We start from the raw sequence: 22,994 nt of genomic DNA, 5'->3' as shown, positions 1-22,994 counted from the left end.
GCAGAGAGTTTGAACATGGCAGAACAAAACAACAACGTGGTGCTGAAGGTCGCCGGCATTTCCAAGCGCTTCGGCGGCTTGCAGGCCCTGTCCGACGTGGGCATCACCATCCAGCGTGGTCAGGTCTATGGCCTGATCGGTCCCAACGGCGCGGGCAAGACCACGTTCTTCAACGTGATCACCGGCCTGTACACGCCCGACAGCGGCACCTTCGAGCTGGCAGGCAAGCCCTACGAGCCGACGGCCGTGCACGAGGTGGCCAAGGCGGGCATTGCCCGCACCTTCCAGAACATCCGCCTGTTTGCCGAAATGACGGCACTGGAGAACGTGATGGTGGGGCGCCACATTCGCACGGGCTCGGGCCTGCTGGGTGCCATCCTGCGCACCAAGGGCTTCAAGGACGAAGAGGCCGCCATCCGCCGTCGGGCGCAGGAGCTGCTGGACTACGTGGGCATTGGCAAGTTTGCCGACTTCAAGGCCCGCACGCTGAGCTACGGCGACCAGCGCCGCCTGGAAATCGCCCGCGCCCTGGCCACCGACCCGCAGCTCATCGCGCTGGACGAACCGGCCGCCGGCATGAACGCCACCGAGAAAGTGCAGCTGCGCGAGCTGATCGACCAGATTCGCAAGGACAACCGCACCATCCTGCTGATCGAACATGACGTGAAGCTGGTGATGGGCCTGTGCGACCGCGTGACCGTGCTCGACTACGGCAAGCAGATCGCCGAAGGCACGCCCGCCGATGTGCAGAAGAACGAAAAAGTGATTGAGGCCTATCTGGGCACCGGAGGACACTGAGCATGGCCGAAAAGACGAACGTATTGCTGAAGGTCAAGGGCCTGAAGGTGGCCTACGGCGGCATCCAGGCCGTCAAGGGCGTGGACTTTGAAGTGCGCGAAGGCGAGCTGGTGTCGCTGATCGGCTCCAACGGCGCCGGCAAGACCACCACCATGAAGGCCATCACCGGCACGCTGCCGATGAACGACGGCGACATCGAGTACCTGGGCGAGAGCATCAAGGGCAAGGGCGCCTGGGACTTGGTGAAGAAGGGCCTGGTCATGGTGCCGGAAGGCCGCGGCGTGTTCGCGCGCATGACTATCACCGAGAACCTGCAAATGGGCGCCTACACGCGCAGCGACAAGGCCGGCATCCTGGCCGACATCGAGAAGATGTTCACCATCTTCCCGCGCCTGCGCGAGCGCAAGGACCAGCTGGCTGGCACCATGTCGGGTGGCGAACAGCAGATGCTGGCCATGGGTCGCGCGCTGATGAGCCAGCCCAAGGTGCTGCTGCTGGACGAGCCCTCCATGGGCCTGTCGCCCATCATGGTGGACAAGATCTTCGAGGTGGTGCGCGACGTGTACGCCCTGGGCGTGACCATCGTGCTGGTCGAGCAGAACGCCAGCCGCGCGTTGGCCATCGCCGACCGCGGCTACGTGATGGAGTCCGGCCTGATCACCATGACCGGTCCTGGCCAGGAGCTGCTGAGCGACCCCAAGGTGCGCGCCGCCTACCTGGGCGAGTGATCTGCTGGCGCGCACCCACTGCCCGCAGGGGCCCGGGCTGCGCTGCACAGGGCCTGATTGCTATACTATTCATAGCTGTTTACGCTTGATGGTATTGCCTTTCGGGCCTTTTTCATTGGTATTTTTGCCATGATGACACTGCTCCAGTCCCTGCCCATTTCGCTGCAGACCGTTCTGCTGCTGGTGGCCAGCAATGTGTTCATGACCTTTGCCTGGTACGGGCATCTCAAGAACCTGGCCACGGCACCCTGGTACGTGGCGGCCCTGGTGAGCTGGGGTATTGCGCTGTTCGAGTACCTGTTGCAGGTTCCGGCCAATCGCATCGGGTACACCCAGTTCAACGTCGGGCAGCTCAAGATCCTGCAGGAAGTCATCACCCTGACGGTGTTTGTCCCCTTTGCGGTGTTCTACCTCAACCAGCCCCTCAAATGGGACTACCTCTGGGCGGGCTTGTGCATGGTGGGGGCGGTGTACTTCATTTTTCGGGGTGCTTGAGGCAAGTCATAGCCTGGAGGGTCTGCACCCGCGTGGTGCACCACAGCGGTTAAACTCCATCGATTCACGAAATTGTCACCATTTGGTTACATTTCCTTCAAAAATTACCTGTTCCACCGGGAGTTCCCATGCTTTTTGGCAAGCTCTTGCCACGCGAAGGCAATTTCTTCGAATTGTTCAACCAGCACGCTGACCGCATCGTCGAAGCGGCGCGTGCGTTTTCGCAGCTCGTTTCCAACTACAACGAACCGCACCTGCGTGACAAGTACGCCCAGGACGTGGACAACGCCGAGCGCTCTGCGGACCGTGTGACGCAGGAGGTCAGCCGTGCCATCCACAAGACCTTCATCACGCCCATCGACCGCGAGCAGATCCATTCGCTGATCAACACCATGGATGATGTGGCCGACCTGATCCAGGACTCGGCCGAGACCATGAGCCTTTACGACGTGCGCAGCATGACGGAGGAAATCACGCGTCTGACGGAGCTGAGCGTCAAGTGCTGCGAGCGCCTGCGCGATGCCGTCAAGCTGCTAAGCAAGCTGGCCGATCCGGCCACGGCCGAGGCCGCCCTCAAGACCTGTGAAGAAATCGATCGGCTGGAAAGTGATGCCGACCGCGTGTTGCGCAGCGCCATGAGCAAGCTGTTCCGGGAGGAAGAGGACGTGCGCGAACTCATCAAGCTCAAGGCCATCTACGAGTTGCTCGAGACCATCACCGACAAGTGCGAGGATGTGGCCAACGTGATCGAGGGCATCGTCCTCGAAAATTCCTGATTCCCCGGCGCGAGCGGTTCATTTCCATGGATACCGTACAAACTGCCCTGTGGGTCGTGGTGCTGCTGGTGGCGCTGGCCGTCGTGTTCGACTTCATGAACGGGTTTCACGACGCGGCCAACTCCATCGCCACCGTCGTTTCGACCGGCGTGTTGCGCCCCGGTCAGGCCGTGGTGTTCGCCGCGTTTTTCAACTTCATCGCCATCTTTGTCTTTCACCTCAGTGTGGCGGCGACCATTGGCAAGGGCATCGTCGAGCCTGGGGTGGTCGATACGCATGTGGTCTTTGGTGCGCTGGTGGGTGCCATCACCTGGAACGTGATCACTTGGTATTACGGCATTCCCAGCAGTTCCTCGCACGCGCTGATCGGTGGCATCGTGGGCGCAGTCATTGCCAAGGCGGGTGCCAGCGCACTCATCGCCAAGGGTATTCTCAAAACTGTGGCCTTCATTTTTGTCTCGCCGCTGTTGGGCTTTACGCTGGGTTCGTTGATGATGGTGGCCGTGGCCTGGCTGTTCCGCCGCACCCGCCCCAGCAGCGTGGACAAGTGGTTCCGCCGCTTGCAGCTGCTTTCGGCAGGTGCCTACAGCCTGGGCCATGGCGGCAATGATGCACAAAAGACCATCGGCATCATCTGGCTGCTGCTGATCGCCACGGGCTATACCTCTGCCACCGAATCGTCTCCACCCACCTGGACCATTGTGGTGTGCTACGCCGCCATCGGTCTGGGCACCATGTTTGGTGGCTGGCGCATCGTCAAGACCATGGGGCAGAAGATCACCAAGCTCAAGCCCGTGGGCGGCTTCTGCGCCGAAACGGGGGGCGCCATGACGCTGTTTCTGGCCACCATGCTGGGCATCCCGGTGTCCACCACGCACACCATCACCGGTGCGATCGTGGGTGTGGGCTCCACGCAGCGCGCCAGCGCCGTGCGCTGGGGTGTGGCGGGCAACATCGTCTGGGCCTGGATTCTGACGATTCCGGCCAGCGCCTTTGTGGCCGCGGTGGCTTACTGGGTGAGTTTGCAGCTCTACTGAGATTGCTATAAAAAATATAGCACGCAGCGCTCGATATACAAGCGCTGCGTGCTATTTTTCTATGGGAGCTTGGCTCGGCTGGGATATTTTGCGCGCTTCCTCGATCTGGTATTCGAAATAGCGCTGAAAGCTGAACGCCAGGCTGGCCATCAGCACCCCGGTCCCCACCATCAGGGAGGCCACAATCGCACCAATGGTGCCCCAGTGCGTGTGCCCTGCGGGGGTGTCTGGTTCCGTCCCTGGGTTGAACCGGGCGTTCCAGCGCTCGGGTGGAGTGAGCGCATACAGAATGGCGCGCAGGGCGCAGCCCGCAAAGGTAAAGCCCAGCAGGGGGATGAGCAGCCAGCTCAGATGGTCGTCCTGCCCATGCTGCTGCACCCGCTCAATGCCGTACAGACCCAGGGCCGTAGGCACCGGCAGCAGCCAGCCGGGCAGATCCCAGAATCCGTGGAGATAGAAGCGGTGCAGGCCCAGCGGCCCCCCAACGAAGGCCAACCATGCGGCCGTGGTTTTGCTTTTCATGGGCCCATTATTCGGGTGCGGTGCTGTCTGCGGCGCCCAGGGGTTTTTCCATCAGCACGATGTCGCGCCAGGCGCCATGCTTCCAGCCCATGGCACGCAGTACGCCGACCTCGGTAAAGCCCAAGGCACGGTGCAGCCCGATGGAGCCTGCGTTGGCCGAATCTCCAATCACGGCGATGAGCTTGCGCAGACCATCGGCCTGTGCCTGCTCCACCAGCGCCTGCAGCAGTGCCCGGCCCACGCCGCTGCCGCGTGCGGTATCGGCCACGTAGATGGAGTCTTCGGCCGTGAAGCGGTAGGCCGGGCGGGGCTTGAACCAGTTGGCATAGGCAAAGCCCAGCACCTGGCCATCGCGCTCGGCCACCAGCCAGGGCAGACCGCGTGCCAGCACATCGGCGCGGCGCTGGGCCATGTCGGCTTCGATGGGGGGATCGATCTCGAATGTGCCTGTGCCGTGCAGCACATGGTGGGCGTAGATGGTGGTGATGGCGGCAATATCGCCGTCCTGACTCGGGCGGATCTGTAGCATGAAGGGTAAAGAAGATATAATCAGCGGCTTTGCAGCGTGTCGCTGGCCGGGTGGCCATGTCGCGTGTCTCAAACGCTGTGAATACATGTGGCCTGGCATTGTGCGCCTGGCCCACCACCCGAAGGATAAATCATGGTCGTTATTCGACTCTCCCGCGGCGGCGCCAAGGCCCGTCCGTTCTATCACATCGTCGTGGCCGACAAGCGCGAGCGCCGTGATGGCCGCTTCATCGAGCGCCTGGGCTTCTACAACCCCCTGGCCAAGGAATCCGAAGAAGGCCTGCGCGTGGCCCAGGACCGCCTGGCCTACTGGCAAGGCGTGGGCGCCCAGCCGTCTCCCGCCGTGGAGCGCCTGATCAAGGTGGCTGCCAAGAAACTGGCCTGAGTCCACACGGTCCCGATAGGGCGGGTTGCGTCGGTGCCCCACTGACGGAACCCGCCTTTTTTCATTGCCTTGCCATGACCACTGCCTTTCCTCTCGCCGCCACAGAACTCCCGTCCGATGCCATCGAGGTCGGGCGCATCGGGGACGCCTGGGGCGTCAAGGGTTGGTTCAAGGTGCTGCCCCACAGCGCACAGCCACAGGCCTTGTTCGCGGCCCGGCGCTGGTACCTTCAGCCTTCGGAAAAGGGCGCGCGCACCTTCAGCGGCACGGCCATGCTGGACATCCGCCAGGTGCGTGAGCATTCCGACAGCGTGGTGGCCCACGCTCAGAACGTGGCGGACCGCAACGCGGCCGAGCTGCTGCGCGGCGCGCGCATCTTTCTTTCGCGCACGGATTTCCCGGCAGCGCAGGACGGCGAGTACTACTGGGTCGATCTGATCGGTCTGGAAGTCATCAACCGTGAAGGTGTCTCCCTGGGCGAGGTGCGCGACCTGCTCTCCACCGGCCCGCAGACTGTGCTGGTGCTCCAGCAGGAACAGGGCGACAAGCCCATCGAGCGCATGATTCCCTTCGTTGCTGCCTTTGTGGATCAGGTGGATCTGGCTGGCCGACGCATCACCGTGGACTGGCAGCCGGACTACTGAAGGTCCCATGCGCTTTGACATCATCACCCTGTTTCCCGAGCTGTTCGCTCCTTTCATGGCCAGCGGCGTGACGCGCCGCGCGTTCGCTTCGGGCCAGGTCGATGTGCGCCTGTGGAACCCGCGCGACCATGCCGAAGGCAACTACCGCCGCGTGGACGACCGCCCCTTTGGCGGTGGCCCCGGCATGGTGATGATGGCCGAGCCGCTGGCACGCTGCCTGGCCGCCATCCGTGCCGATCGTGCCGAGGCGGTAGCGACACAGGTACCGCTGGTGCTGTTCTCGCCCATTGGCCAGCGCCTGGACCATGGCGCGGTGGCGCAGTGGTCCGTCAGCAGCGGCGCCATTCTGCTGTGCGGGCGTTACGAGGGCATAGACCAGCGCTTTATCGACGCCGAGGTCGATGTGCAGATCAGCCTGGGCGACTTCGTGCTTTCGGGCGGCGAGATCGCCGCGCTGGCGCTGCTGGACGCCGTGGCGCGCTTGCAGCCGGGCGTGCTGGGCGACGAGGGCAGCCACCAGCTCGACAGCTTCAATCCGCAGCTCGACGGCCTGCTCGACTGCCCACACTACACCCGTCCCGAGGTCTGGGAAGGTCGCAGCGTGCCCGGCGAACTGCTCTCGGGCCACCATGCCCATATCGAACTGTGGCGCCGCGCGCAGCGCCTGCGGTTGACGGCCCAGCACCGCCCCGATCTGATCGCTGCGGCGCGAGCGGCAGGGCGCCTGAGCGCCCAGGACCAGCGGGTCTTGGATGATCTTGCCGAACGGTTATAATCAAAGGCTTTTCGATCCTCTACCCGGCCGCCTTGCAAGGGTGCAAGGCACACAGGTCCGTCCTGACAAAGCCAATTCTGGCGCGGGCAAGATCGCTAGGATGCAAGCATGAACCTGATCCAGATCCTCGAAGCGGAAGAAATCGCCCGCCTCGGCAAAACCATTCCTGACTTCAGCCCCGGCGACACCGTCATCGTCAGCGTGAACGTCGTTGAAGGCAACCGCAAGCGCGTGCAGGCCTACGAAGGCGTGGTCATCGCCAAGCGCAACCGCGGCATCAACAGCGCTTTCACCGTGCGCAAGATCTCCAGCGGCGAAGGCGTGGAGCGTACCTTCCAGACCTACAGCCCGCTGATCGCCAAGATCGAAGTCAAGCGTCGCGGCGATGTGCGCCGTGCCAAGCTGTACTATCTGCGCGACCGCAGCGGCAAGTCTGCACGTATCAAGGAAAAGCTGCCTTCCCGTGTCAAGACCACGGACGGAGCCAACGCGTAAGGTCTCCTCACGCTGGTTTGCACAGGCCGCTGCTGGCAATTGCCCGCAGCGGCTTTTTGTTTTGTGACATCCTCTGAGCATGAGCACGACGCCTTCCCCCCGCAGCCAACCAGACACTGCGCGCTTGCCCGACTTCGATCCGCGCAGCGTTCCGGTGGAGGGCATCGATGCCCACCTGCCTCCCGTGCCTGTGCATCAGCAAACGCCCCAGGCCTTGCGTGCACGCTTTGGCGCCCCTCCGGTCTGGGAGCCTGAGCTGACGTCCGAGCGCCGCTTTTCCGACCGTGCACCTGCCCATGCTGCCGTGCTGGTGCCCATCGTGCAGCGCGACCAGCCCACGGTGCTGCTCACCGAACGCACGGCCCATTTGTCCACGCATTCGGGGCAGATTGCCTTTCCCGGCGGCAAGGCCGACCCGGAAGACGCCAGCCCGGCCGACACCGCATTGCGCGAGGCGCACGAGGAAGTAGGCCTGGAGCGCCGCTATGTCGAGGTGCTGGGCGCTCTGCCCATCTACCGCACGGGTTCTGCCTTCATCATCACGCCGGTGGTGGCGCTGGTGCAGCCCGGCTTCACGCTGCAGCCCAACCCCTACGAAGTGGCGGCCGTGTTCGAGGTGCCGCTGGCCTTTCTGCTCAACCCCGCCCACCACCAGCGCCACGCCGTAGTCTGGGAAGGCGTGCGGCGTGAATGGTTCTCCATGCCCTACGACGACGAAGGCACCCAGCGTTTCATCTGGGGCGCGACGGCGGGCATGCTGCGCAACTTTTACCGGTTCATGAGCGCAGGTGGATAAGGGGGCACCCCCCTTGAGCCGCTGCGCGGCTTCCCCCCGCTCTCGCATCGCTGCGCGCTGCGGGCAGGGGGACGCCACCAGCGCGGCGGGGCGGCCCTTGCGCGGTGGCCGTTGGCCTGGCGCGTGATGGTTTATGGGACGTGACCGATGCGTGGCGTCAAAGGAAGCAGCGCAGAAACTGAACCCCGTTGGCACCAAAGACCGACCGTCGCAGGGGGCCGGTATGATCCGTGGCCATGAGTTTCTTCGCCATCCTGTTTGCCTTGCTGATCGAGCAGGCGCGCCCGCTGGCACGCAGCAACCCGATCCACGGTGGCTTGCGTGCCTGGGCACTGTCGGTCAGCCGCAACTTTGACGCTGGCGGCCCGCACCACGGCTGGGTGGCCTGGGGGCTGGCGGTGCTGGTGCCGCCCCTCTTCGTGCTGTCTGTGCACTGGGCGCTGATGTGGTGGGTGGGCTGGCCTGTGGCGGTACTGTGGAGCGTTGCCGTGCTTTACATCACCCTGGGTTTTCGCCAGTTCAGCCACCATTTCACGGGCATCCGCGATGCGCTGGAAATGGGCGACGAAGCCCGAGCCCGCGAGCGTCTGGCCGACTGGCAGCAGGTGGATGTGGGGGACCTGCCGCGCAGCGAGGTGGTGCGCCACGTCATCGAATATTCCGTGCTGGCCGCGCACCGTCACATGTTCGGCGTGCTGGCCTGGACATCCGTGCTGGCCGCGCTGGGCCTGGGCCCCACGGGTGCGGTGCTCTACCGTATGGCCGAGTTCGTCTCGCGCTACTGGGCCGACCGGGGGGACGAAACCCTGCAGCGCGCCAGCCCGGCACTGCGCCAGGCTACCGCCCAGGCCTGGACCGCCATCGACTGGGTGCCTGCCCGCCTGACGGCGCTGTGTTTTGCCGTGGTGGGCAGCTTCGAGGAGGCCATCGAGGGCTGGCGCTTTCACGCGCAGCGCTTTCCCAACGACAACGACGGCGTGATCCTTGCGGCCACCTCGGGTGCCATCAACGTGCGCCTGGGTGGCGAGGCGCTCAAGGCGCGCATGCAGCCGCTGTCCACCCAAGGCTTCCAGGTGGATGCGGCCATCGGCGAAAGCGAAAGCACCCCCGGTCGAGAGGCCGAGGTGGGCCACCTGCGCAGCGTGGTGGGCCTGGTGTGGCGCTCGGTGGTGGTGTGGATGCTGCTGCTCGCCCTGTTGACCATGGCGAACCTGCTGGGGTGAAAGCGGCAGCGCTGGGGTCAGTACCGCGTCTGCGATAGTTCGGCAAACAGGTCGCTATAGATTTTGTAGCGGTTCGCGCTGATTCTGTCGGCGTTATCGGTGTTTTCTACCGCAGAAATCACCCCGCAGCCCGGCTCGTGCAGATGCGTGCAGTTGTAGAAGCGGCAGTCGCTGGCGTGGGCGGCAATGTCGGGCATGCAGGCCGCCAGTTGCGTGGGCGCAATGTGGTGCAGGCCGAATTCCTGGAAACCCGGCGAGTCGATCAGTGCCGTGCTGCTGGTGCGGTCCACCCAGTACCAGCGCGTGGCCGTGGTGGTGTGCTTGCCGGAATTGAGTGCTTGGGAGATCTCCCCGGTCTGCACCTGCGCGCCGGGCACCAGCAGGTTGATCAGCGTGCTCTTGCCCGAGCCCGAGGGCCCCAGCACCAGAGTGGCCTTGCCCTGCAGGCATCGCTGCAGCGTAGCGCGGTCTGCGGCATCAGCCTGGGCCAGGCCCAGTGCCAGCACCTCATAGGGGTGGGCGCCGCCCATGCGGCGGTAGGGGGTCAGGCGTTCCCAGGCGCGGGCGAAGGGTTCGGTGAGGTCGCGCTTGTTCAGTGCAATCAGCGGCTGGATGTGGGCGGCCTCGGCGGCAATGAGGGCGCGTGCGAGCTGGCTTTCGGAAAACACCGGCTCGGCGGCGATCAGGATCAGCACCTGGTCAATATTGGCCGCAAACGACTTGGTGCGGATCTCGTCCTGGCGGTAGAACAGATTGCGCCGCTCCAGCACCTTCTCGATGGTGCCTTCCTCGCCCTGGCCCGGTGCCGCTCCCTGCCAGCGCACGCGGTCGCCCACCACGGCCTGGCTTTTTTTGCCGCGCGGGTGGCAGATGCGTTGCTGACCATCGCCGGTTTCCACCACGCAGTGGCGGCCATGGGTGGCGACCACCAGGCCTTCTTGTTGTGCGTTGTGCGTGGCCATGGCGCTGCGGCCTTCAGGCAGTCAGCAGCGCATCCACGCGCTGGGCGCAGTCGATGTCGGTGTCGGAGATGCCGCCCACGTCGTGGGTGTTGAAGCGCACCACGCAACGGTTGTAGTGCACGGACAGGTCGGGGTGGTGGTCCTGCGTGTGGGCGATGAAGGCCACTGCGTTCACAAAGGCCATGGTCTCGTGGTAGTCGTCGAACCGGAAGGTCTTGGTGATGGCCACATCGGCACCGTCGCCATGCAGTTGCCAGCCATCCATCTGAGCGAGTTTTGCTACCAATTCAGGAGCTGTCAGCGCGCGTCGCGCCTGCGTGGACCAGTCTTTTTGCTTCAACATGGATGTCATGCGGTAGTGGGGGAGGGCATGCGCGCCAGCCGCTCGCTGGCGGGGGGGTGCGAGTAGTGGAATTTCACGAACAGCGGGTCGGGCGTGAGCGTGGAGGCATTGTCCTCGTACAGCTTGAGCAGGGCCGAGGCCAGATCCGCGCCGCTGGCCTGCGCCATGGCGTAGGCGTCGGCCTGGAACTCGTGGCGGCGCGAGAGCTGTGCAAACAAGGGCGAGAGGAATACCGTGAACACCGGTACCACCAACATGAACAGCAGCAGCGCCAGCGCGTCGTGCGGTGCGCTGGGAGCGCCGGGCACCAGCAGCCCCAGGCTGGGGCGCACACCCAGGCCTGCGTAGAACCAGGGCTGTGCCGACAGCCAGCCCAGCAGCGCAAAGCCTGCCAGGCTCAGGACAAACATCATCACCATGCGTTGCACGATGTGGCGGTGGTGGAAGTGCCCCAGCTCGTGCGCCAATACGGCTTCCACCTCGGCGGGCGAGAGCTGCTTGAGCAGGGTGTCGAAAAACACCACGCGTTTGGCGCTGCCCAACCCGGTGAAGTAGGCGTTGGCGTGGGCGCTGCGGCGGCTGCCATCCATCACGAACAGGCCCTTGGCCTGGAAGCCGCAGCGCTGCATCAGTGCGGTGACGCGGGCCGTGAGCGACGCGTCCGCCAGCGGCTCAAACTTGTTGAACAGCGGGGCAATGAAGACGGGGTACACCACCATCAGCAGCAGGTTGAACCCCATCCACAGGCCCCAGGCCCACAGCCACCACAGGCCGCCCGCACTGCCCATGAGCCACAGCACCGCCGCAGCGATCGGCAGCCCGATCAGCGCACCCAGCAGCAGCGACTTGGCCAGGTCGGCCAACCACAGGCGCAAGGTCATCTGGTTGAAGCCATAGCGCTGCTCCAGCACAAAGGTCTGGTAAAGCGTTAGGGGCAGGTCGATCACGCCGTTGATGAGGGCAAATGCCGCCAGCAGCGCCAGTTGCTGCACCATGCCGCCGCCCAGCCAGGCGAGCAGCGCTTGGTGCAGGGTGTCCAGGCCGCCCAGCAACGTCCAGCCCAGCAGCACGGCGGAGCCCAGCGCCATTTCCACCAGGCCCAGGCGGGCCTTGGCCACGGTGTAGTCGGCAGCCTTCTGGTGTGCAGCCAGCGGCACATGCTGGGCAAAGATTTCGGGCACCGCATGGCGGTGGCGCATGACGTGGCGGATCTGGCGCGACTGTAGCCACAGCTTGAGCAGCAGCCCGGCCACCAGCGCCGCGACAAAGGCCAGCGTCAGGGCCAGCGAAGGAGAGAGAGAAACGGGGGCGTCTGCAGGCATGAGGCGCGAGTGTAGGCCATCGGCGACAATCGCGCCCATGTCTGAAACCCTTGCCCCTGCTGCTCCCGTGCTGGCCAAATCGGACCAGAACCTCGTCTGGCTCGACTGTGAAATGACCGGCCTGAACCCCGAAGTCGAACGCATCCTGGAGATCGCCGTCGTCGTCACCAGTCCGCATCTGGATGTGCGCATCGAAGGGCCGGTGCTGGTCATCCACCAGTCCGACGAGCTGCTGGGCAAGATGGATGCCTGGAACAAAGGCACGCACGGCAGAAGCGGCCTGATCGACAAGGTCAAGGCCTCCACGCTGACCGAGGAAGAGGCCGAGAGACAGCTCATTGCCTTCCTCACGCAGTACGTGCCCAAGGCCAAGGTGCCGCTGTGTGGCAACAGCATTGGGCAGGATCGCCGTTTTCTGGCGCGCTACATGCCCAAGCTGGAAGCCTTCTTTCACTACCGCAACGTGGATGTCAGCACCCTCAAGGAGCTGGCCAGGCGCTGGAAACCCGATGCCTACAGCAGCTTCAAGAAGGCGCAGAAGCACACGGCGTTGGCCGATGTGCATGAATCCATTGAGGAACTGGCGCACTACCGCAAGCATTTTCTGGCGGTGCCTGGACACGAATAACCCACTACTTGCGGGAAAACCCCAGGTCGTGCAATAATCGCAGGCTTGCCACACATTGAGTGCGGCAAATTGTGCATCTCCCTTCACACACCGGGCCCTGCACGCCAGCGCAAACCATAGCCTGGCGCCTTGCAAACAATGCCCGCCTGGGCCGACCGCTGCGGCCCCAGGTTTCGTTTGATGGATGATGTTTTGTAACCATCAAACGAAGCCACCGCAGGAAAGCGCCAGCGGCGTTTTCGTGTGAGAAAACCATGACCGACTCCCTCCAAGGGCTGGGCGACTTTGCGCCTGCCGATTCCATTGTTTCCGACATTGCCACCCCCGATACCGCCGATCTGGCACAGGGCGTGAGCGCCGAACCCAACGGCTTCATTGAACTGGGCCTGGCCCCCGAACTGGTGCAGGCCGTGGCCGACCTGGGCTATACCCAGCCCACCGCCGTGCAGCGCAAGGCTGTTCCGCTGGCCATGGGCGCACAGGCCCAGGGCGGGCGCTACATTGACCTGATGGTTTCCAGCCAGACCGGCAGCGGCAAGACGGCTGCGTTCCTGCTGCCCGTGCTGCACACCTTGCTCGACCAGAAGGCCCAGGCCGACGCCCAGGCGCGTGCTGAATTCGACCGCCTGGCCGCCGAGGCAGCTGCGCGCGGCGAAGCGCCCCCAAAGCGCGCCCGCCGCAAGAACCCCACCCAACCGCGCAACTTCCAGCCCGCCGTTCCCGGTGCACTGGTGCTGTGCCCCACGCGTGAACTCGCCCAGCAGGTGGCGCACGATGCTATTGACCTGGTCAAGCATTGCAAGGGCCTGCGTATTGCCAACGTGGTGGGCGGCATGCCTTACCAGTTGCAGATCGCCAAGCTGCAGAATGCCGACCTCGTGGTGGCCACGCCGGGGCGCCTGCTCGATCTGCAGCGCTCGCAGCAGATCCAGCTCGACAAGGTGCAGTTCCTTGTGGTGGACGAGGCCGACCGTATGCTGGACCTGGGCTTCTCGGACGATCTGGCCGAGATCAACCACCTGACCAGTGCACGCAAGCAGACCATGATGTTCAGCGCCACATTTGCGCCACGCATCCAGCAACTCGCTATGCGCGTGATGCACGACGGCGGCAGCAACGTGCAGAAGGTGCAGATCGACACGCCCCAGGAAAAGCACGCCAACATCCAGCAGGTGCTCTACTGGGCCGACAATCCTCAGCACAAGCGCCGTTTGCTCGACCATTGGCTGCGCGACACGACCATCAACCAGGCCATCGTGTTTGCCAGCACGCAGATCGAATGCGACGAACTGGCTGCCGACCTGCAGCAAGCGGGCTTTTCGGCGGTGGCACTGCATGGTGCCTTGAGCCAAGGCCTGCGCAACCGCCGCCTGATGGCGCTGCGCAACGGGCAGGTGCAAATTCTGGTGGCTACCGACGTGGCCGCACGCGGCATTGATGTGCCCACCATTACCCACGTGTTCAATTTCGGCCTGCCCATGAAGGCCGAGGACTACACCCACCGCATCGGTCGCACCGGCCGTGCAGGCCGTGACGGTCTGGCCGTGACCTTTGCCGAGTTCCGTGACCGTCGCAAGATCTTCGACATCGAAGGCTACAGCCAGCAGCGCCTCAAGACCGCCGTGGTGCCGGGCCTGGAGCCTGTGCAGCGCCCCCCCCAGGGTGGTGATTTTGCCGGCCGTGGTGGTCGCGGCGAGCGCCGCTTTGGCAACGCGCCCAGCCGTGGCAATGCTTATGGCGACCGACGTGCAGCCCCCCAAGGTGGCTTTGGCGGCCGTGATGAGCGTGACGCACGCCATGGCCGTGGTGGCCCTGCGCCCCGCCGTGACGGCGAAGGCTATGGCCGCAAGCCCGGCTTTGGTGATCTGCAGCAACGCAGTGGCCCGGCTCCCCGCCGCGCCGATGGGTTTGCGCCGCAGCGCCCGGCCCATGCCAAGGCCGGTGGTGCAGGCAAGCCCTTTGCGCCCTACGAACCGCGCAAGCGCTCGGCACGCCCCTGATCTTTAGGGTTCCCCCGTACAAAAAGACCTCCTCGCGGGGTCTTTTTTGCATCTGGGCACCGCCCCTATCCTGGGCTCACAGCACAATAGCTCCCAGGAGGGCAATGACCGTGGTTTCATCTGTTTCGTCGAGCGCCGATTTCGAACACATGTTTGCGCTGGCGCCGGTGTCGCTCTGGCTGGAGGACTACAGCGCGCTGCGCCAGTTGTTCGATGTCTGGCGCGCGCAAGGCGTGACGGATTTGAGGGAGCATCTCGCGGCAGAACCGGACCGGCTGCGCCAATGCACCGCCAGCCTGCGGGTGCTGCGCGTCAATCAGCGCACGCTGGAGCTGTTTGCCGCGCACAGCCAGGAAGAGCTTCTGAGCAACCTGGCTCAGGTGTTCCGCGATGACATGCATGAACAGGTCGTGCACGAGCTGGAATTGCTGTGGTCGGGGGTGCTGGAGTTTTCCAACCAAACCGTGAACTACGCTCTGGACCGCCGCAGGCTGGATGTGCGCATTCGTGGCCGCATATTGCCGGGGCATGAAGACACCTGGAGCCGCGTGTTGGTGTCGCTGGAAGACGTCACGTCCCAGGTCCAGGCGGCCGGCCAGTTGCAGCGCAGCGAGCGCTATGCGCGCGGTTTGTTCGAGCATTCCCCTGTGTCGCTGTGGGTGGAGGACTTCAGTGTCATCAAGCGCCTCATGGATGAGGTGCGCCATCAGGGCATCCGCGACTTCAAGACCTTCATCAAGGTGCATCCGGAATTCGTTACCCGCTGCATGAAGGAGATCCGTGTCATCGACGTGAACCAGCAGACGCTGCAGATGTTCGGTGCCCAGAGCAAGGCCGAATTGCTCAATCAGATCTCACGCGTGTTCCGTGGTGAGATGCACGACTCCTTTGCCGAGCAGTTGCAGGACCTGTGGGACGGCAAGCTGGTGCAGCAGCGCGAGGTGATCAATTACGCCCTGTCGGGCGATACGGTGTACATCCACATGCAGTTTGCCGTGATGGCGGGGCACGAGGGCGACTGGGGCTTGGTGCTGTTGTCCTTGGTGGACATCACGGCGCGCAAACAGGCCGAGGCCTACCTGGAATACCTGGGCAAGCACGACGTGCTCACGCAGTTGCGCAACCGGGCGTTCTATGTGGAAGAGCTCAACCGTTTCCGGCGCAAGGGGCCCTGGCCGCTGAGCGTCATTGCCATTGACCTCAACGGCCTCAAGATCATCAATGATGAGCAAGGCCATGCAGTGGGCGATGCCATGCTGCGGCGCGCGGGCGAGGTGCTGGCCAAGGCGGTGGACTCCGCCCACTGCGCCGCCCGTGTGGGAGGGGATGAATTCATCGTGTTGCTGGGCGGTGTGGATGAGCGCGGCGCCGTGGCGGCGCAGGAGCGCATCGAACAAATGGTGGAAATGAACAACCAGTTCTATCCTGGCCAGCCTCTCAGCCTGGCCATGGGCCGTGCCACCTGCCATGCGGGCGATCAACTCGACGAAGCCTTGCAGCGCGCCGATCAGGGCATGTACCAGGAAAAAAAGCGCTTTTACCAAGAGCACGCCGTGGACCGGCGCCGTCCTGCGCCCCCCCACTGAGGGATGGTTTCAATGCGCTGTGATGTGCTGGCCCGTGTCGGGCCAGCGCCTGCGCAGCAGCACCCAGGCAACCAGGCCCACGGCCATCATGGCCAGGGAAGTCGCTGCCAGCAGCCGGGTTGAATGCATCACCAGCGGCACGACCACCCCGGCCACCAACCCATTGGCAGCGGAACCGATGCAGGCCTGAAGCGAAGAAGCCATCCCGCGCCGCTCGGGGTGCAGGTCCAGCACCAGCAACGTGACCACGGGCACCATCAGTGCCCAGCCAAAGGCGAACACGGCAATCGGAATCAGTGCCCACGACACATGGGGTACCAGAAGCAGGTTGGCCAGCAGGTTCAGCACCGACACCGCCAGCATCACCACAAAGCCCATGCGAATCTGTCGCTGGGGTGCAATGCGCCCGGCCAGGCGCCCGCTGAGCCAGGCCCCGGCCATGATGCCCGAGATGGTGAGCACAAAGAACCAGAAGAACTGCGTGGGCGCCAGTGCCAGGTGCGTGCCCAGAAATGCGGGTGCTGCCAGCACGTACAGAAACATGCCATTGAACGGCACCCCGCTGGCCAGCGCCAGCAACAGAAAGCGTGGGCTGGAGCCAAGCTGCCAATACCCTTGCATCAAATGCCGGATATGGAAGGACTGGCGGTGGTCTGCATGCAGTGTTTCGGGCAGCAGCCGTGCATTGGCCACCCACAACAGCACGCCCACACCGGTCAGGAACCAGAAGATGCTGTGCCAGCCCGCATGCACGTACAGCCATCCCCCCACAATGGGTGCCACGGCTGGCGCCACGCCAAAGTAGATGGTCACCTGGCTCATGACCTTCTGCGCCTGTGAGGGCGGAAACATGTCCCGGATCACCGCGCGCGACACGACAATCCCGGCTCCCGTGGAAAAACCCTGCAGTGCCCGGAAGAACACCAGCTGTCCGATGCTCTGCGACATCGCGCAACCTGCGGAAGCCACGGTGAACATGGCAATGCCCCACAGAATCACGGGCCTGCGCCCAAAGCTGTCGGACAGTGCTCCGTGGAACAGATTCATGAAGGCAAACCCGAACAGATACGCCGAGAGCGTCTGTTGCATCTGCACCGGGCTGGCCTGCAACGCCTGCGCAATGCCCGTGAAGGCGGGCAGGTAGGTGTCAATGGAAAACGGCCCCAGCATGCCCAGCACGGCCAGCAGTACCGCCAGGGCCCAACGTGGGGCGCGCCAGAGTTGATCGGCTTGGGGGTTCATGGGATCGAGTTGTGCTGACCAGCGGGGGATTTCGAATTTTGCATTGTCGTTCAAAGGCCCAATGCAAAAGGGCTTGGCGCAAGCCAAGCCCTTGAATGAGTGGTGGGTCCTGAGTGACTCGAACACTCGACCTACGGATTAAGAGTCCGCTGCTCTACCAACTGAGCTAAGAACCCACTGCGTTTCGCCGTAATCAGCGAAGAACGCAATTATGCACTATTTTTTGGTGGTGTGAAAGAAAGTGCGCTTTGTTTATTGCATTGCGTTGCGACTGGCCAATTCCACGAACAGGCCGCTGTGGTCAAGCCCCCCCAGGCCGTGCTCGTCTCCTGCGGCGTAGAGGGCTTCAAACAACTGTGTGATGGGCGCATCAAAGCCAATTTCCTGGGCGGTGGCCAGGGCGTTGCGCATGTCCTTGAGTTGTACGCTCAGACGTCCGTGAGGGGTGAAGTCGCGCTCCACCATGCGCTGGCCGTGCAATTGCAGGATGCGGCTGTCGGCAAATCCGCCCTGGATGGCTTCGCGCACCTTGGCCATGTCGGCGCCGCCCTTGGCGGCAAACAGCAAGGCCTCGGCCACGGCACCGATGGTGATGCCCACGATCATCTGGTTGGCCAGCTTGGCCATTTGCCCGGCACCGTGTGGGCCCACATGTGTGGGGCGGCCCAGGGCGGAAAACAGCGGCAGCGCGCGCTGGTAGTCCTGCAGGCGGCCTCCGGCCATGATGGCCAGCGTACCTTGTTCTGCACCCACGGTGCCGCCGGAAACGGGCGCATCCAGATGCGCCACACCGCGCTCCCCCAGGCGGGCCGCATGGTCGCGGGCCTCGGAGGGGCGGATGGAGGACATGTCGATCACCAGCGTGCCCGCTGCCATGGCCTGCGCCGTGCCCAGGTCGAACAGCACCTCGCCGACCACGGGGCCGTTTTCCAGCATGGTGATCACGCATTCGGCCGCTGCGGCGGCCTGCGGTGCGCTGGCGTGGACCGTGGCCCCCAGGTCTGCCAGCGGCAGGGCGCGCTCATGCGTGCGGTTCCAGACATGGACTTCGTGCCCCGCTTCCAGCAGGCGTTGTGTCATGCGGTAGCCCATGAGCCCAATACCCAACACAGCGACTTTCATTGCTTCTCCTTGAGGTGATTCGAGGATACAGCGGAGTGCTGAGCCGGTGCTGTCACCTGGTGTCAGTTGCCTGTCAACAGGCTGACGGGTCTGATGCCGTGTAAAGCGGGGCTTACATCAGCAGGTGTTCACCCGCGTTGTCACCGCCCAGGATCACGTAGTTCACCTTGCGGATGTCCATGAGCTTGGTGCCGCCGGCATAGCTGATGGAGCTTTGCACGTCCTGCTCCATCTCGATCAGTGTGCTGGCGAGCTTGCCCTTGATCGGCTCCAGAATGCGCTTGCCTTCCACATGCTTGTACTCGCCCTTGTTGAAGTCGCTGGCCGAGCCGTAGTACTCCTTGAACAGCTCGCCATCCACTTCCACGGTCTTGCCGGGCGATTCCTCGTGCCCTGCAAACAGCGAGCCGATCATCACCATGGTGGCGCCAAAGCGGATGCTCTTGGCAATGTCGCCGTGGCTGCGGATGCCGCCGTCGGCCACGATGGGCTTGGTGGCCACGCGCGCGCACCACTTGAGCGCGCTGAGTTGCCAGCCGCCGGTGCCAAAACCCGTCTTGAGCTTGGTGATGCACACCTTGCCCGGGCCCACGCCCACCTTGGTGGCGTCGGCGCCCCAGTTCTCCAGGTCGATCACGGCCTCGGGCGTGGCCACGTTGCCTGCAATCACAAACGACGCCGGCAGGTGCTGCTTGAGGTAGCCGATCATGGCCTTGACGCTGTCGGCGTGGCCGTGGGCGATGTCGATGGTGATGTATTCGGGCACCAGGCCTTCGGCCTTGAGTCGGTCCACCGTGGCGTAGTCGGGCGCCTTCACGCCCAGCGAGATCGACGCATAGCAGCCCTGGGCGTGCATGTCGCGCACAAACTGCACGTTGTCCAGATCGAACCGGTGCATCACGTAGAAGTAGTCGTTGGCGGCCATCCAGGCGCAGATGCGCTCGTCCACCACCGTCTTCATGTTGGCGGGCACCACCGGCAGCCGAAAGCGGCGCGGGCCGAATTGCACACTGGCGTCGCATTCCGAGCGGCTCTCCACGCGGCACTTGCGCGGCAGCAGCAGGATGTTGTCGTAGTCGAAGATTTCCATGAGGTTCCAAGCTCCTTTGAAAAGGTCGCCGCCAAAGGATTTTGGGCGGCGTGGGGCGCTTGGCTTGCAGACCGGTCGTGCGGGTACAGGCGTGGCAGCCTGCACCGAACCCCGCTGTGCGCGGGCACAAAAAACCGGGCGACAAGAAACTTGGGCCCGGTGACTGATTCTACCCGCCCCGGCGTTCGGATGCACTCAATGGCATACCGATCGTGCGGCAGCCACCACCCGGCCGCTGGGGTCCTGCACCCAGCCCACGGTGTAGAACAGGGCGGGGTCGGCGCCTTCGGGCAGGCGCATGGGGCGCACTTCGATCCAGTGCGGGCGCCTGGAGGTGGGCAGGGCGTTGTCCGCAGTCCAGCGCCCCTGGACGGCGTTGCGCACCACATGGCGTGGCATGGGGGATCCCTCGGTGCCCTGTGCCACGGCCTGCACCAGCAGCAGGTGGTAGCTCCAGGGGCCTTGCACTGCGGAGCGGGACTCCAGCGACAGGGTCGCACCCACATAGCCATTCACTTCGGGGCCCCGGCCCACACGCAGCCGCAGCCCGGCCCAGGGCTCGATGGGCGCCGTGTGTATGTCGCGCTCCGGGGGCAGCGGCCGCTGCAGGATTTGCAACCGATCCAGCGCCTCGGGCACTGCGGCGGCGGCCATGGGGGCTTCGTCACCCAGGGCGCCGGGAACAATCCAGTCCAGCACCAGGGCGCTGGCCCCAGGCGCGGGTGTTGCGGCGTCCTGCCAGCAGGCCAGGCAATCGGCGCGGGTGAAGCGCTCGAACAAGGCCAGCGGGGGCGTTGCCCCGGTGCTGGAACACAGCGTTTGCGCGGCCAGGGGCAGCGCGCACAACATCCACCCCAGGGGCAGGGCGCGGGATATCCAGGCAGGCATGGAAGAGGCCCTTTCTACAATGGCCGGATGTTCCCACAAGACCTGTTTTCGCGCTCGGCGCACACCGCAGCTGGCGCAGACCCTGGCGGCACCGCTGCCAGCCAGCCCCTGCTGGCCCACCTGAACCCCGAACAGCTGGCCGCCGTCACCTTGCCCGCGGGCCATGCGCTCATCCTGGCGGGGGCCGGCTCGGGAAAGACGCGTGTGCTCACCACGCGCATTGCCTGGCTGCTCTCGACCGGCCAGGCCACGCCCGGCGGCCTGCTGGCCGTCACCTTCACCAACAAGGCGGCCAAGGAAATGGTGGCCCGCCTCACGGCCATGCTGCCGGTCAACGTGCGCGGCATGTGGATCGGTACCTTCCACGGCCTGTGCAACCGCCTGCTGCGCGCACACCACCAGGCGGCGGGCCTGCCGCAGGCTTTCCAGATCCTGGACACGCAGGACCAGCTCTCGGCCATCAAGCGCCTGTGCAAGCAGTTCAACGTGGATGAGGAGCGTTTTCCACCCAAGCAACTGCAGTACTTCATCGCCAACTGCAAGGAAGAGGGCCTGCGCCCGCGCGACGTGCCCGCGCACGACAGCGACAGCCGCAAGAAGGTCGAGCTGTACGAGCTGTACGAGGCCCAATGCCAGCGCGAAGGCGTGGTCGATTTTGGCGAGCTGATGCTGCGCAGCTACGAGCTGCTGCAGGGCAACGACCCCCTGCGCGCGCACTACCAGCGGCGCTTTCGCCACATCCTGGTCGATGAGTTCCAGGACACCAACCGCCTGCAGTACCTGTGGCTCAAGCAGATGGCGGGCGACGTGGTCGATGGCCAGCTGCACACGCACGCCAGCGTCATGGCCGTGGGCGACGACGACCAGAGCATTTACGCCTTTCGCGGCGCGCGCGTGGGCAACATGGCCGACTTTGTGCGCGAGTTCGATGTGCAGCACCAGATCAAGCTGGAGCAGAACTACCGCAGTTACAGCAACATCCTCGACTCGGCCAACCAGCTCATCAGCCACAACAGCCGCCGCCTGGGCAAGAGCCTGCGCACCACGCAGGGCGCGGGTGAGCCCGTGCGCGTGTACGAGGCCAGCACCGACCTGGCCGAGGCGCAGTGGATGGTCGATGAGATCCGGCAACTGGTGAAGAGCGACGGCCTGGAGCGCAAGGAGATTGCCGTGCTCTACCGCAGCAACGCGCAAAGCCGGGTCATCGAATCGGCACTCTTCAACGCCGCCGTGCCCTACCGCGTGTACGGCGGCCTGCGCTTCTTTGAGCGCGCCGAAATCAAGCACGCGCTGGCCTACCTGCGCCTGCTGGAGAACCCGAACGACGACACCAGCTTTCTGCGCGTGGTCAACTTTCCGCCGCGCGGCATTGGCGCGCGCAGCATCGAGGTGCTGCAGGACGCGGCCCGTGCCTCGGGCTGCTCGCTGCACGACGCCGTGAGCGCCGTGCCCGGCAAGGCGGGCACCAACTTCAAGGCCTTTGTCGCGCTGATCGACGTGCTGCGTGAACAGACCCAGGGCCTGTCGCTGCGCAGCATCATCGAGCAGATGCTCGAATCCAGTGGCCTGATCGCGCACTTCCGTACCGACCGCGAAGGCCAGGACCGCATCGAGAACCTGGAGGAACTCGTCAATGCCGCCGAAAGCTTCGTCACGCAGGAAGGCTTTGGCCGCGATGCCGTGGCCCTGCCGCTGGACGAGCACGGCCAGCCGCTCACACAAAGCCCGGCCAGCCAGGGGCTGGACCCGAATGCGCCGGTGCTGGACGAACCGCTCAAGCCCACCGGCTCCGGCGGCATCATCGACGCCGACACCGGTGAAACCCTTTCGCCCCTGGTGGCCTTCCTCACGCACGCCGCGCTGGAGGCGGGCGACAACCAGGCCCAGGCCGGGCAGGACGCCGTGCAGCTCATGACCGTGCACGCCAGCAAGGGCCTGGAGTTTGACGCGGTGTTCATCGGTGGGCTGGAAGAAGGCCTGTTCCCGCACGACAACGCCGCCTCAGACCGCGACGGCCTCGAAGAAGAGCGCCGCCTGATGTACGTGGCCATCACCCGCGCCCGCAAGCGCCTGTACCTCAGCCACTCGCAAACCCGGCTGCTGCATGGCCAGACGCGCTACAACGTGCGCAGCCGCTTCTTCGACGAACTGCCCGAGGAATGCCTCAAGTGGATCACGCCCAAGCAGCAGGGCTTTGGTTCTTTTGCTCCTAAAACAGGAGCTGGTAGCGCTTATTCAACGGGCGCTAGGGGCCAATTTGACGTCAAAACAGAAACCTTTGCCAGCCCCCCCGTGCCGGTTCAGAAAGCCCCTCCAGCGCATGGTCTGCGCGTGGGCCTGGCCGTGTTTCACACCAAGTTTGGCGAAGGCAAGGTGCTGGCCATCGAAGGCCAGGGCGACGACGCCCGTGCCCAGGTCGCCTTTGCACGCCACGGCACCAAGTGGCTGGCGCTGTCGGTGGCCAAGCTCACGGTGGTGGATTAGCCGCTGGCGCCACGGCCCGATCGCCTGGCGCTGCGCGCTGTCATGGATACGTCACGCTTGCTTCATGGCGCCGTCATGGTCGTTACCTACGCTCTGCGGGTTTGTCAACCAACCCCTCTGAGGAC

The 22,994-nt window shown here is 64.5% G+C and carries 24 protein-coding genes and 1 tRNA gene; 15 read left to right on the top strand and 10 right to left on the bottom strand.

The annotated features are described in order from the left end of the window. Positions 1-15: 15 nt before the first annotated feature. The 5 genes from GWK50_RS12710 (at position 16) to GWK50_RS12690 (ending at position 3,834) form a co-directional block, all read left to right on the top strand. The gene (locus GWK50_RS12710; protein ID WP_162016855.1) at positions 16-798 is read left to right on the top strand and encodes an ABC transporter ATP-binding protein; all 783 of its coding nucleotides are present in this window, start codon (positions 16-18) and stop codon (positions 796-798) included. A gap of 2 nt (positions 799-800) precedes the next feature. After that, a complete protein-coding gene (locus tag GWK50_RS12705) occupies positions 801-1,526 on the top strand; it encodes an ABC transporter ATP-binding protein (RefSeq protein ID WP_162016854.1) in 726 nt (241 codons plus the stop codon). Between the two features lie 132 nt (positions 1,527-1,658). Beyond that, positions 1,659-2,021 carry a DMT family protein gene (locus GWK50_RS12700; protein ID WP_162018112.1) on the top strand — a complete coding sequence of 121 codons (363 nt, stop codon included), beginning with the start codon at positions 1,659-1,661 and terminating at the stop codon, positions 2,019-2,021. A gap of 128 nt (positions 2,022-2,149) precedes the next feature. Continuing rightward, entirely contained in the window at positions 2,150-2,797 is a 648-nt protein-coding gene (locus GWK50_RS12695) for a DUF47 domain-containing protein (RefSeq protein ID WP_162016853.1), read from the top strand. Positions 2,798-2,823: 26 nt separating this feature from the next. Then, positions 2,824-3,834: an inorganic phosphate transporter gene (locus GWK50_RS12690; protein ID WP_162016852.1), complete on the top strand. Its 1,011-nt coding sequence runs from the start codon at positions 2,824-2,826 to the stop codon at positions 3,832-3,834. Positions 3,835-3,885: 51 nt separating this feature from the next. Here GWK50_RS12690 and GWK50_RS12685 read toward each other — a convergent pair whose 3' ends face one another. Beyond that, entirely contained in the window at positions 3,886-4,356 is a 471-nt protein-coding gene (locus GWK50_RS12685) for a TM2 domain-containing protein (protein ID WP_162016851.1), read from the bottom strand. A 7-nt stretch (positions 4,357-4,363) separates the two neighbouring features. Further along, positions 4,364-4,885, bottom strand: a complete 522-nt coding sequence (locus tag GWK50_RS12680; protein WP_162016850.1) for a GNAT family N-acetyltransferase — start codon at positions 4,883-4,885, stop codon at positions 4,364-4,366. Between the two features lie 132 nt (positions 4,886-5,017). Between GWK50_RS12680 and rpsP the strand changes: the two genes are divergently transcribed. The 6 genes from rpsP to GWK50_RS12650 all read left to right on the top strand — a co-directional run bounded on the left by rpsP (position 5,018) and on the right by GWK50_RS12650 (position 9,202). Further along, complete coding sequence (gene rpsP, locus GWK50_RS12675; protein WP_162016849.1) at positions 5,018-5,269, top strand: 30S ribosomal protein S16; 252 nt, start codon at positions 5,018-5,020, stop codon at positions 5,267-5,269. Between the two features lie 74 nt (positions 5,270-5,343). Beyond that, on the top strand, positions 5,344-5,913 hold the full coding sequence (rimM, locus tag GWK50_RS12670; RefSeq protein ID WP_162016848.1) for a ribosome maturation factor RimM: 570 nt from the start codon (positions 5,344-5,346) through the stop codon (positions 5,911-5,913). Between the two features lie 7 nt (positions 5,914-5,920). After that, the gene (gene trmD, locus GWK50_RS12665; RefSeq protein WP_162016847.1) at positions 5,921-6,688 is read left to right on the top strand and encodes a tRNA (guanosine(37)-N1)-methyltransferase TrmD; all 768 of its coding nucleotides are present in this window, start codon (positions 5,921-5,923) and stop codon (positions 6,686-6,688) included. 108 nt (positions 6,689-6,796) lie between these two features. Further along, complete coding sequence (gene rplS, locus GWK50_RS12660) at positions 6,797-7,183, top strand: 50S ribosomal protein L19 (protein ID WP_162016846.1); 387 nt, start codon at positions 6,797-6,799, stop codon at positions 7,181-7,183. Between the two features lie 79 nt (positions 7,184-7,262). Further along, the gene (locus GWK50_RS12655) at positions 7,263-7,979 is read left to right on the top strand and encodes a CoA pyrophosphatase (protein WP_162016845.1); all 717 of its coding nucleotides are present in this window, start codon (positions 7,263-7,265) and stop codon (positions 7,977-7,979) included. A 236-nt stretch (positions 7,980-8,215) separates the two neighbouring features. Further along, positions 8,216-9,202, top strand: coding sequence for a CobD/CbiB family protein (locus GWK50_RS12650; RefSeq protein WP_162016844.1), 987 nt, complete (start codon positions 8,216-8,218; stop codon positions 9,200-9,202). Positions 9,203-9,219: 17 nt separating this feature from the next. Here GWK50_RS12650 and rsgA read toward each other — a convergent pair whose 3' ends face one another. Genes rsgA through GWK50_RS12635 form a run of 3 tightly spaced genes read right to left on the bottom strand, consistent with a single transcriptional unit; the run spans position 9,220 to position 11,829 of the window. Beyond that, positions 9,220-10,164: a ribosome small subunit-dependent GTPase A gene (gene rsgA / locus GWK50_RS12645; RefSeq protein WP_162016843.1), complete on the bottom strand. Its 945-nt coding sequence runs from the start codon at positions 10,162-10,164 to the stop codon at positions 9,220-9,222. 13 nt (positions 10,165-10,177) lie between these two features. Beyond that, positions 10,178-10,516: a 4a-hydroxytetrahydrobiopterin dehydratase gene (locus GWK50_RS12640; protein WP_162016842.1), complete on the bottom strand. Its 339-nt coding sequence runs from the start codon at positions 10,514-10,516 to the stop codon at positions 10,178-10,180. Beyond that, positions 10,513-11,829, bottom strand: coding sequence for a M48 family metallopeptidase (locus GWK50_RS12635; RefSeq protein ID WP_242455369.1), 1,317 nt, complete (start codon positions 11,827-11,829; stop codon positions 10,513-10,515). The genes GWK50_RS12640 and GWK50_RS12635 overlap by 4 nt, the downstream gene beginning before the upstream one ends. 37 nt (positions 11,830-11,866) lie before the next feature. Here GWK50_RS12635 and orn point away from each other — a divergent pair, with 37 nt between their 5' ends. The 3 genes from orn (at position 11,867) to GWK50_RS12620 (ending at position 16,043) form a co-directional block, all read left to right on the top strand. Then, positions 11,867-12,457, top strand: coding sequence for an oligoribonuclease (gene orn / locus GWK50_RS12630; protein ID WP_162016840.1), 591 nt, complete (start codon positions 11,867-11,869; stop codon positions 12,455-12,457). A 254-nt stretch (positions 12,458-12,711) separates the two neighbouring features. Then, complete coding sequence (locus tag GWK50_RS12625) at positions 12,712-14,457, top strand: DEAD/DEAH box helicase (protein ID WP_162016839.1); 1,746 nt, start codon at positions 12,712-12,714, stop codon at positions 14,455-14,457. 110 nt (positions 14,458-14,567) lie between these two features. After that, the gene (locus GWK50_RS12620) at positions 14,568-16,043 is read left to right on the top strand and encodes a GGDEF domain-containing protein (protein ID WP_242455368.1); all 1,476 of its coding nucleotides are present in this window, start codon (positions 14,568-14,570) and stop codon (positions 16,041-16,043) included. 9 nt (positions 16,044-16,052) lie between these two features. Here the strand turns inward: GWK50_RS12620 and GWK50_RS12615 are convergent, their stop codons facing one another. The 5 genes from GWK50_RS12615 to GWK50_RS12595 form a co-directional block, all read right to left on the bottom strand. Then, complete coding sequence (locus tag GWK50_RS12615) at positions 16,053-17,285, bottom strand: multidrug effflux MFS transporter (RefSeq protein WP_162016838.1); 1,233 nt, start codon at positions 17,283-17,285, stop codon at positions 16,053-16,055. A 100-nt stretch (positions 17,286-17,385) separates the two neighbouring features. Continuing rightward, a tRNA-Lys gene (locus GWK50_RS12610) sits at positions 17,386-17,461 on the bottom strand. Between the two features lie 76 nt (positions 17,462-17,537). Further along, entirely contained in the window at positions 17,538-18,407 is an 870-nt protein-coding gene (locus GWK50_RS12605) for an NAD(P)-dependent oxidoreductase (RefSeq protein ID WP_162016837.1), read from the bottom strand. A gap of 112 nt (positions 18,408-18,519) precedes the next feature. Then, positions 18,520-19,497 carry a GMP reductase gene (locus GWK50_RS12600; protein ID WP_162016836.1) on the bottom strand — a complete coding sequence of 326 codons (978 nt, stop codon included), beginning with the start codon at positions 19,495-19,497 and terminating at the stop codon, positions 18,520-18,522. Between the two features lie 195 nt (positions 19,498-19,692). After that, positions 19,693-20,385 carry a hypothetical protein gene (locus GWK50_RS12595; RefSeq protein WP_162016835.1) on the bottom strand — a complete coding sequence of 231 codons (693 nt, stop codon included), beginning with the start codon at positions 20,383-20,385 and terminating at the stop codon, positions 19,693-19,695. Between the two features lie 27 nt (positions 20,386-20,412). On the opposite strand from GWK50_RS12595, the gene GWK50_RS12590 reads away from it, so the two are divergent. Next, positions 20,413-22,869 (top strand): UvrD-helicase domain-containing protein, encoded by a 2,457-nt coding sequence (locus GWK50_RS12590; RefSeq protein WP_162016834.1) that lies wholly within the window; start codon positions 20,413-20,415, stop codon positions 22,867-22,869. The last annotated feature ends 125 nt before the right edge of the window (positions 22,870-22,994 follow it).

Source organism: Acidovorax sp. 210-6, assembly GCF_010020825.1.
Classification (GTDB): Bacteria; Pseudomonadota; Gammaproteobacteria; order Burkholderiales; family Burkholderiaceae_C; genus Simplicispira; species Simplicispira sedimenti.
Note: the sequence above shows the minus strand (reverse complement) of the source record. Positions and strands in the feature narration are given on the sequence as shown.

What these genes read in the sequence shown, in the direction of transcription:
- GWK50_RS12710 (WP_162016855.1), top strand. Translation starts at nt 16, where the DNA reads ATGGCAGAACAAAACAACAACGTGGTGCTGAAGGTCGCCGGCATTTCC.
- GWK50_RS12705 (WP_162016854.1), top strand. Translation starts at nt 801, where the DNA reads ATGGCCGAAAAGACGAACGTATTGCTGAAGGTCAAGGGCCTGAAGGTG.
- GWK50_RS12700 (WP_162018112.1), top strand. Translation starts at nt 1,659, where the DNA reads ATGACACTGCTCCAGTCCCTGCCCATTTCGCTGCAGACCGTTCTGCTG.
- GWK50_RS12695 (WP_162016853.1), top strand. Translation starts at nt 2,150, where the DNA reads ATGCTTTTTGGCAAGCTCTTGCCACGCGAAGGCAATTTCTTCGAATTG.
- GWK50_RS12690 (WP_162016852.1), top strand. Translation starts at nt 2,824, where the DNA reads ATGGATACCGTACAAACTGCCCTGTGGGTCGTGGTGCTGCTGGTGGCG.
- GWK50_RS12685 (WP_162016851.1), bottom strand. Translation starts at nt 4,356, where the DNA reads ATGAAAAGCAAAACCACGGCCGCATGGTTGGCCTTCGTTGGGGGGCCG.
- GWK50_RS12680 (WP_162016850.1), bottom strand. Translation starts at nt 4,885, where the DNA reads ATGCTACAGATCCGCCCGAGTCAGGACGGCGATATTGCCGCCATCACC.
- rpsP (WP_162016849.1), top strand. Translation starts at nt 5,018, where the DNA reads ATGGTCGTTATTCGACTCTCCCGCGGCGGCGCCAAGGCCCGTCCGTTC.
- rimM (WP_162016848.1), top strand. Translation starts at nt 5,344, where the DNA reads ATGACCACTGCCTTTCCTCTCGCCGCCACAGAACTCCCGTCCGATGCC.
- trmD (WP_162016847.1), top strand. Translation starts at nt 5,921, where the DNA reads ATGCGCTTTGACATCATCACCCTGTTTCCCGAGCTGTTCGCTCCTTTC.
- rplS (WP_162016846.1), top strand. Translation starts at nt 6,797, where the DNA reads ATGAACCTGATCCAGATCCTCGAAGCGGAAGAAATCGCCCGCCTCGGC.
- GWK50_RS12655 (WP_162016845.1), top strand. Translation starts at nt 7,263, where the DNA reads ATGAGCACGACGCCTTCCCCCCGCAGCCAACCAGACACTGCGCGCTTG.
- GWK50_RS12650 (WP_162016844.1), top strand. Translation starts at nt 8,216, where the DNA reads ATGAGTTTCTTCGCCATCCTGTTTGCCTTGCTGATCGAGCAGGCGCGC.
- rsgA (WP_162016843.1), bottom strand. Translation starts at nt 10,164, where the DNA reads ATGGCCACGCACAACGCACAACAAGAAGGCCTGGTGGTCGCCACCCAT.
- GWK50_RS12640 (WP_162016842.1), bottom strand. Translation starts at nt 10,516, where the DNA reads ATGACATCCATGTTGAAGCAAAAAGACTGGTCCACGCAGGCGCGACGC.
- GWK50_RS12635 (WP_242455369.1), bottom strand. Translation starts at nt 11,829, where the DNA reads ATGCCTGCAGACGCCCCCGTTTCTCTCTCTCCTTCGCTGGCCCTGACG.
- orn (WP_162016840.1), top strand. Translation starts at nt 11,867, where the DNA reads ATGTCTGAAACCCTTGCCCCTGCTGCTCCCGTGCTGGCCAAATCGGAC.
- GWK50_RS12625 (WP_162016839.1), top strand. Translation starts at nt 12,712, where the DNA reads ATGACCGACTCCCTCCAAGGGCTGGGCGACTTTGCGCCTGCCGATTCC.
- GWK50_RS12615 (WP_162016838.1), bottom strand. Translation starts at nt 17,285, where the DNA reads ATGAACCCCCAAGCCGATCAACTCTGGCGCGCCCCACGTTGGGCCCTG.
- GWK50_RS12605 (WP_162016837.1), bottom strand. Translation starts at nt 18,407, where the DNA reads ATGAAAGTCGCTGTGTTGGGTATTGGGCTCATGGGCTACCGCATGACA.
- GWK50_RS12600 (WP_162016836.1), bottom strand. Translation starts at nt 19,497, where the DNA reads ATGGAAATCTTCGACTACGACAACATCCTGCTGCTGCCGCGCAAGTGC.
- GWK50_RS12595 (WP_162016835.1), bottom strand. Translation starts at nt 20,385, where the DNA reads ATGCCTGCCTGGATATCCCGCGCCCTGCCCCTGGGGTGGATGTTGTGC.
- GWK50_RS12590 (WP_162016834.1), top strand. Translation starts at nt 20,413, where the DNA reads ATGTTCCCACAAGACCTGTTTTCGCGCTCGGCGCACACCGCAGCTGGC.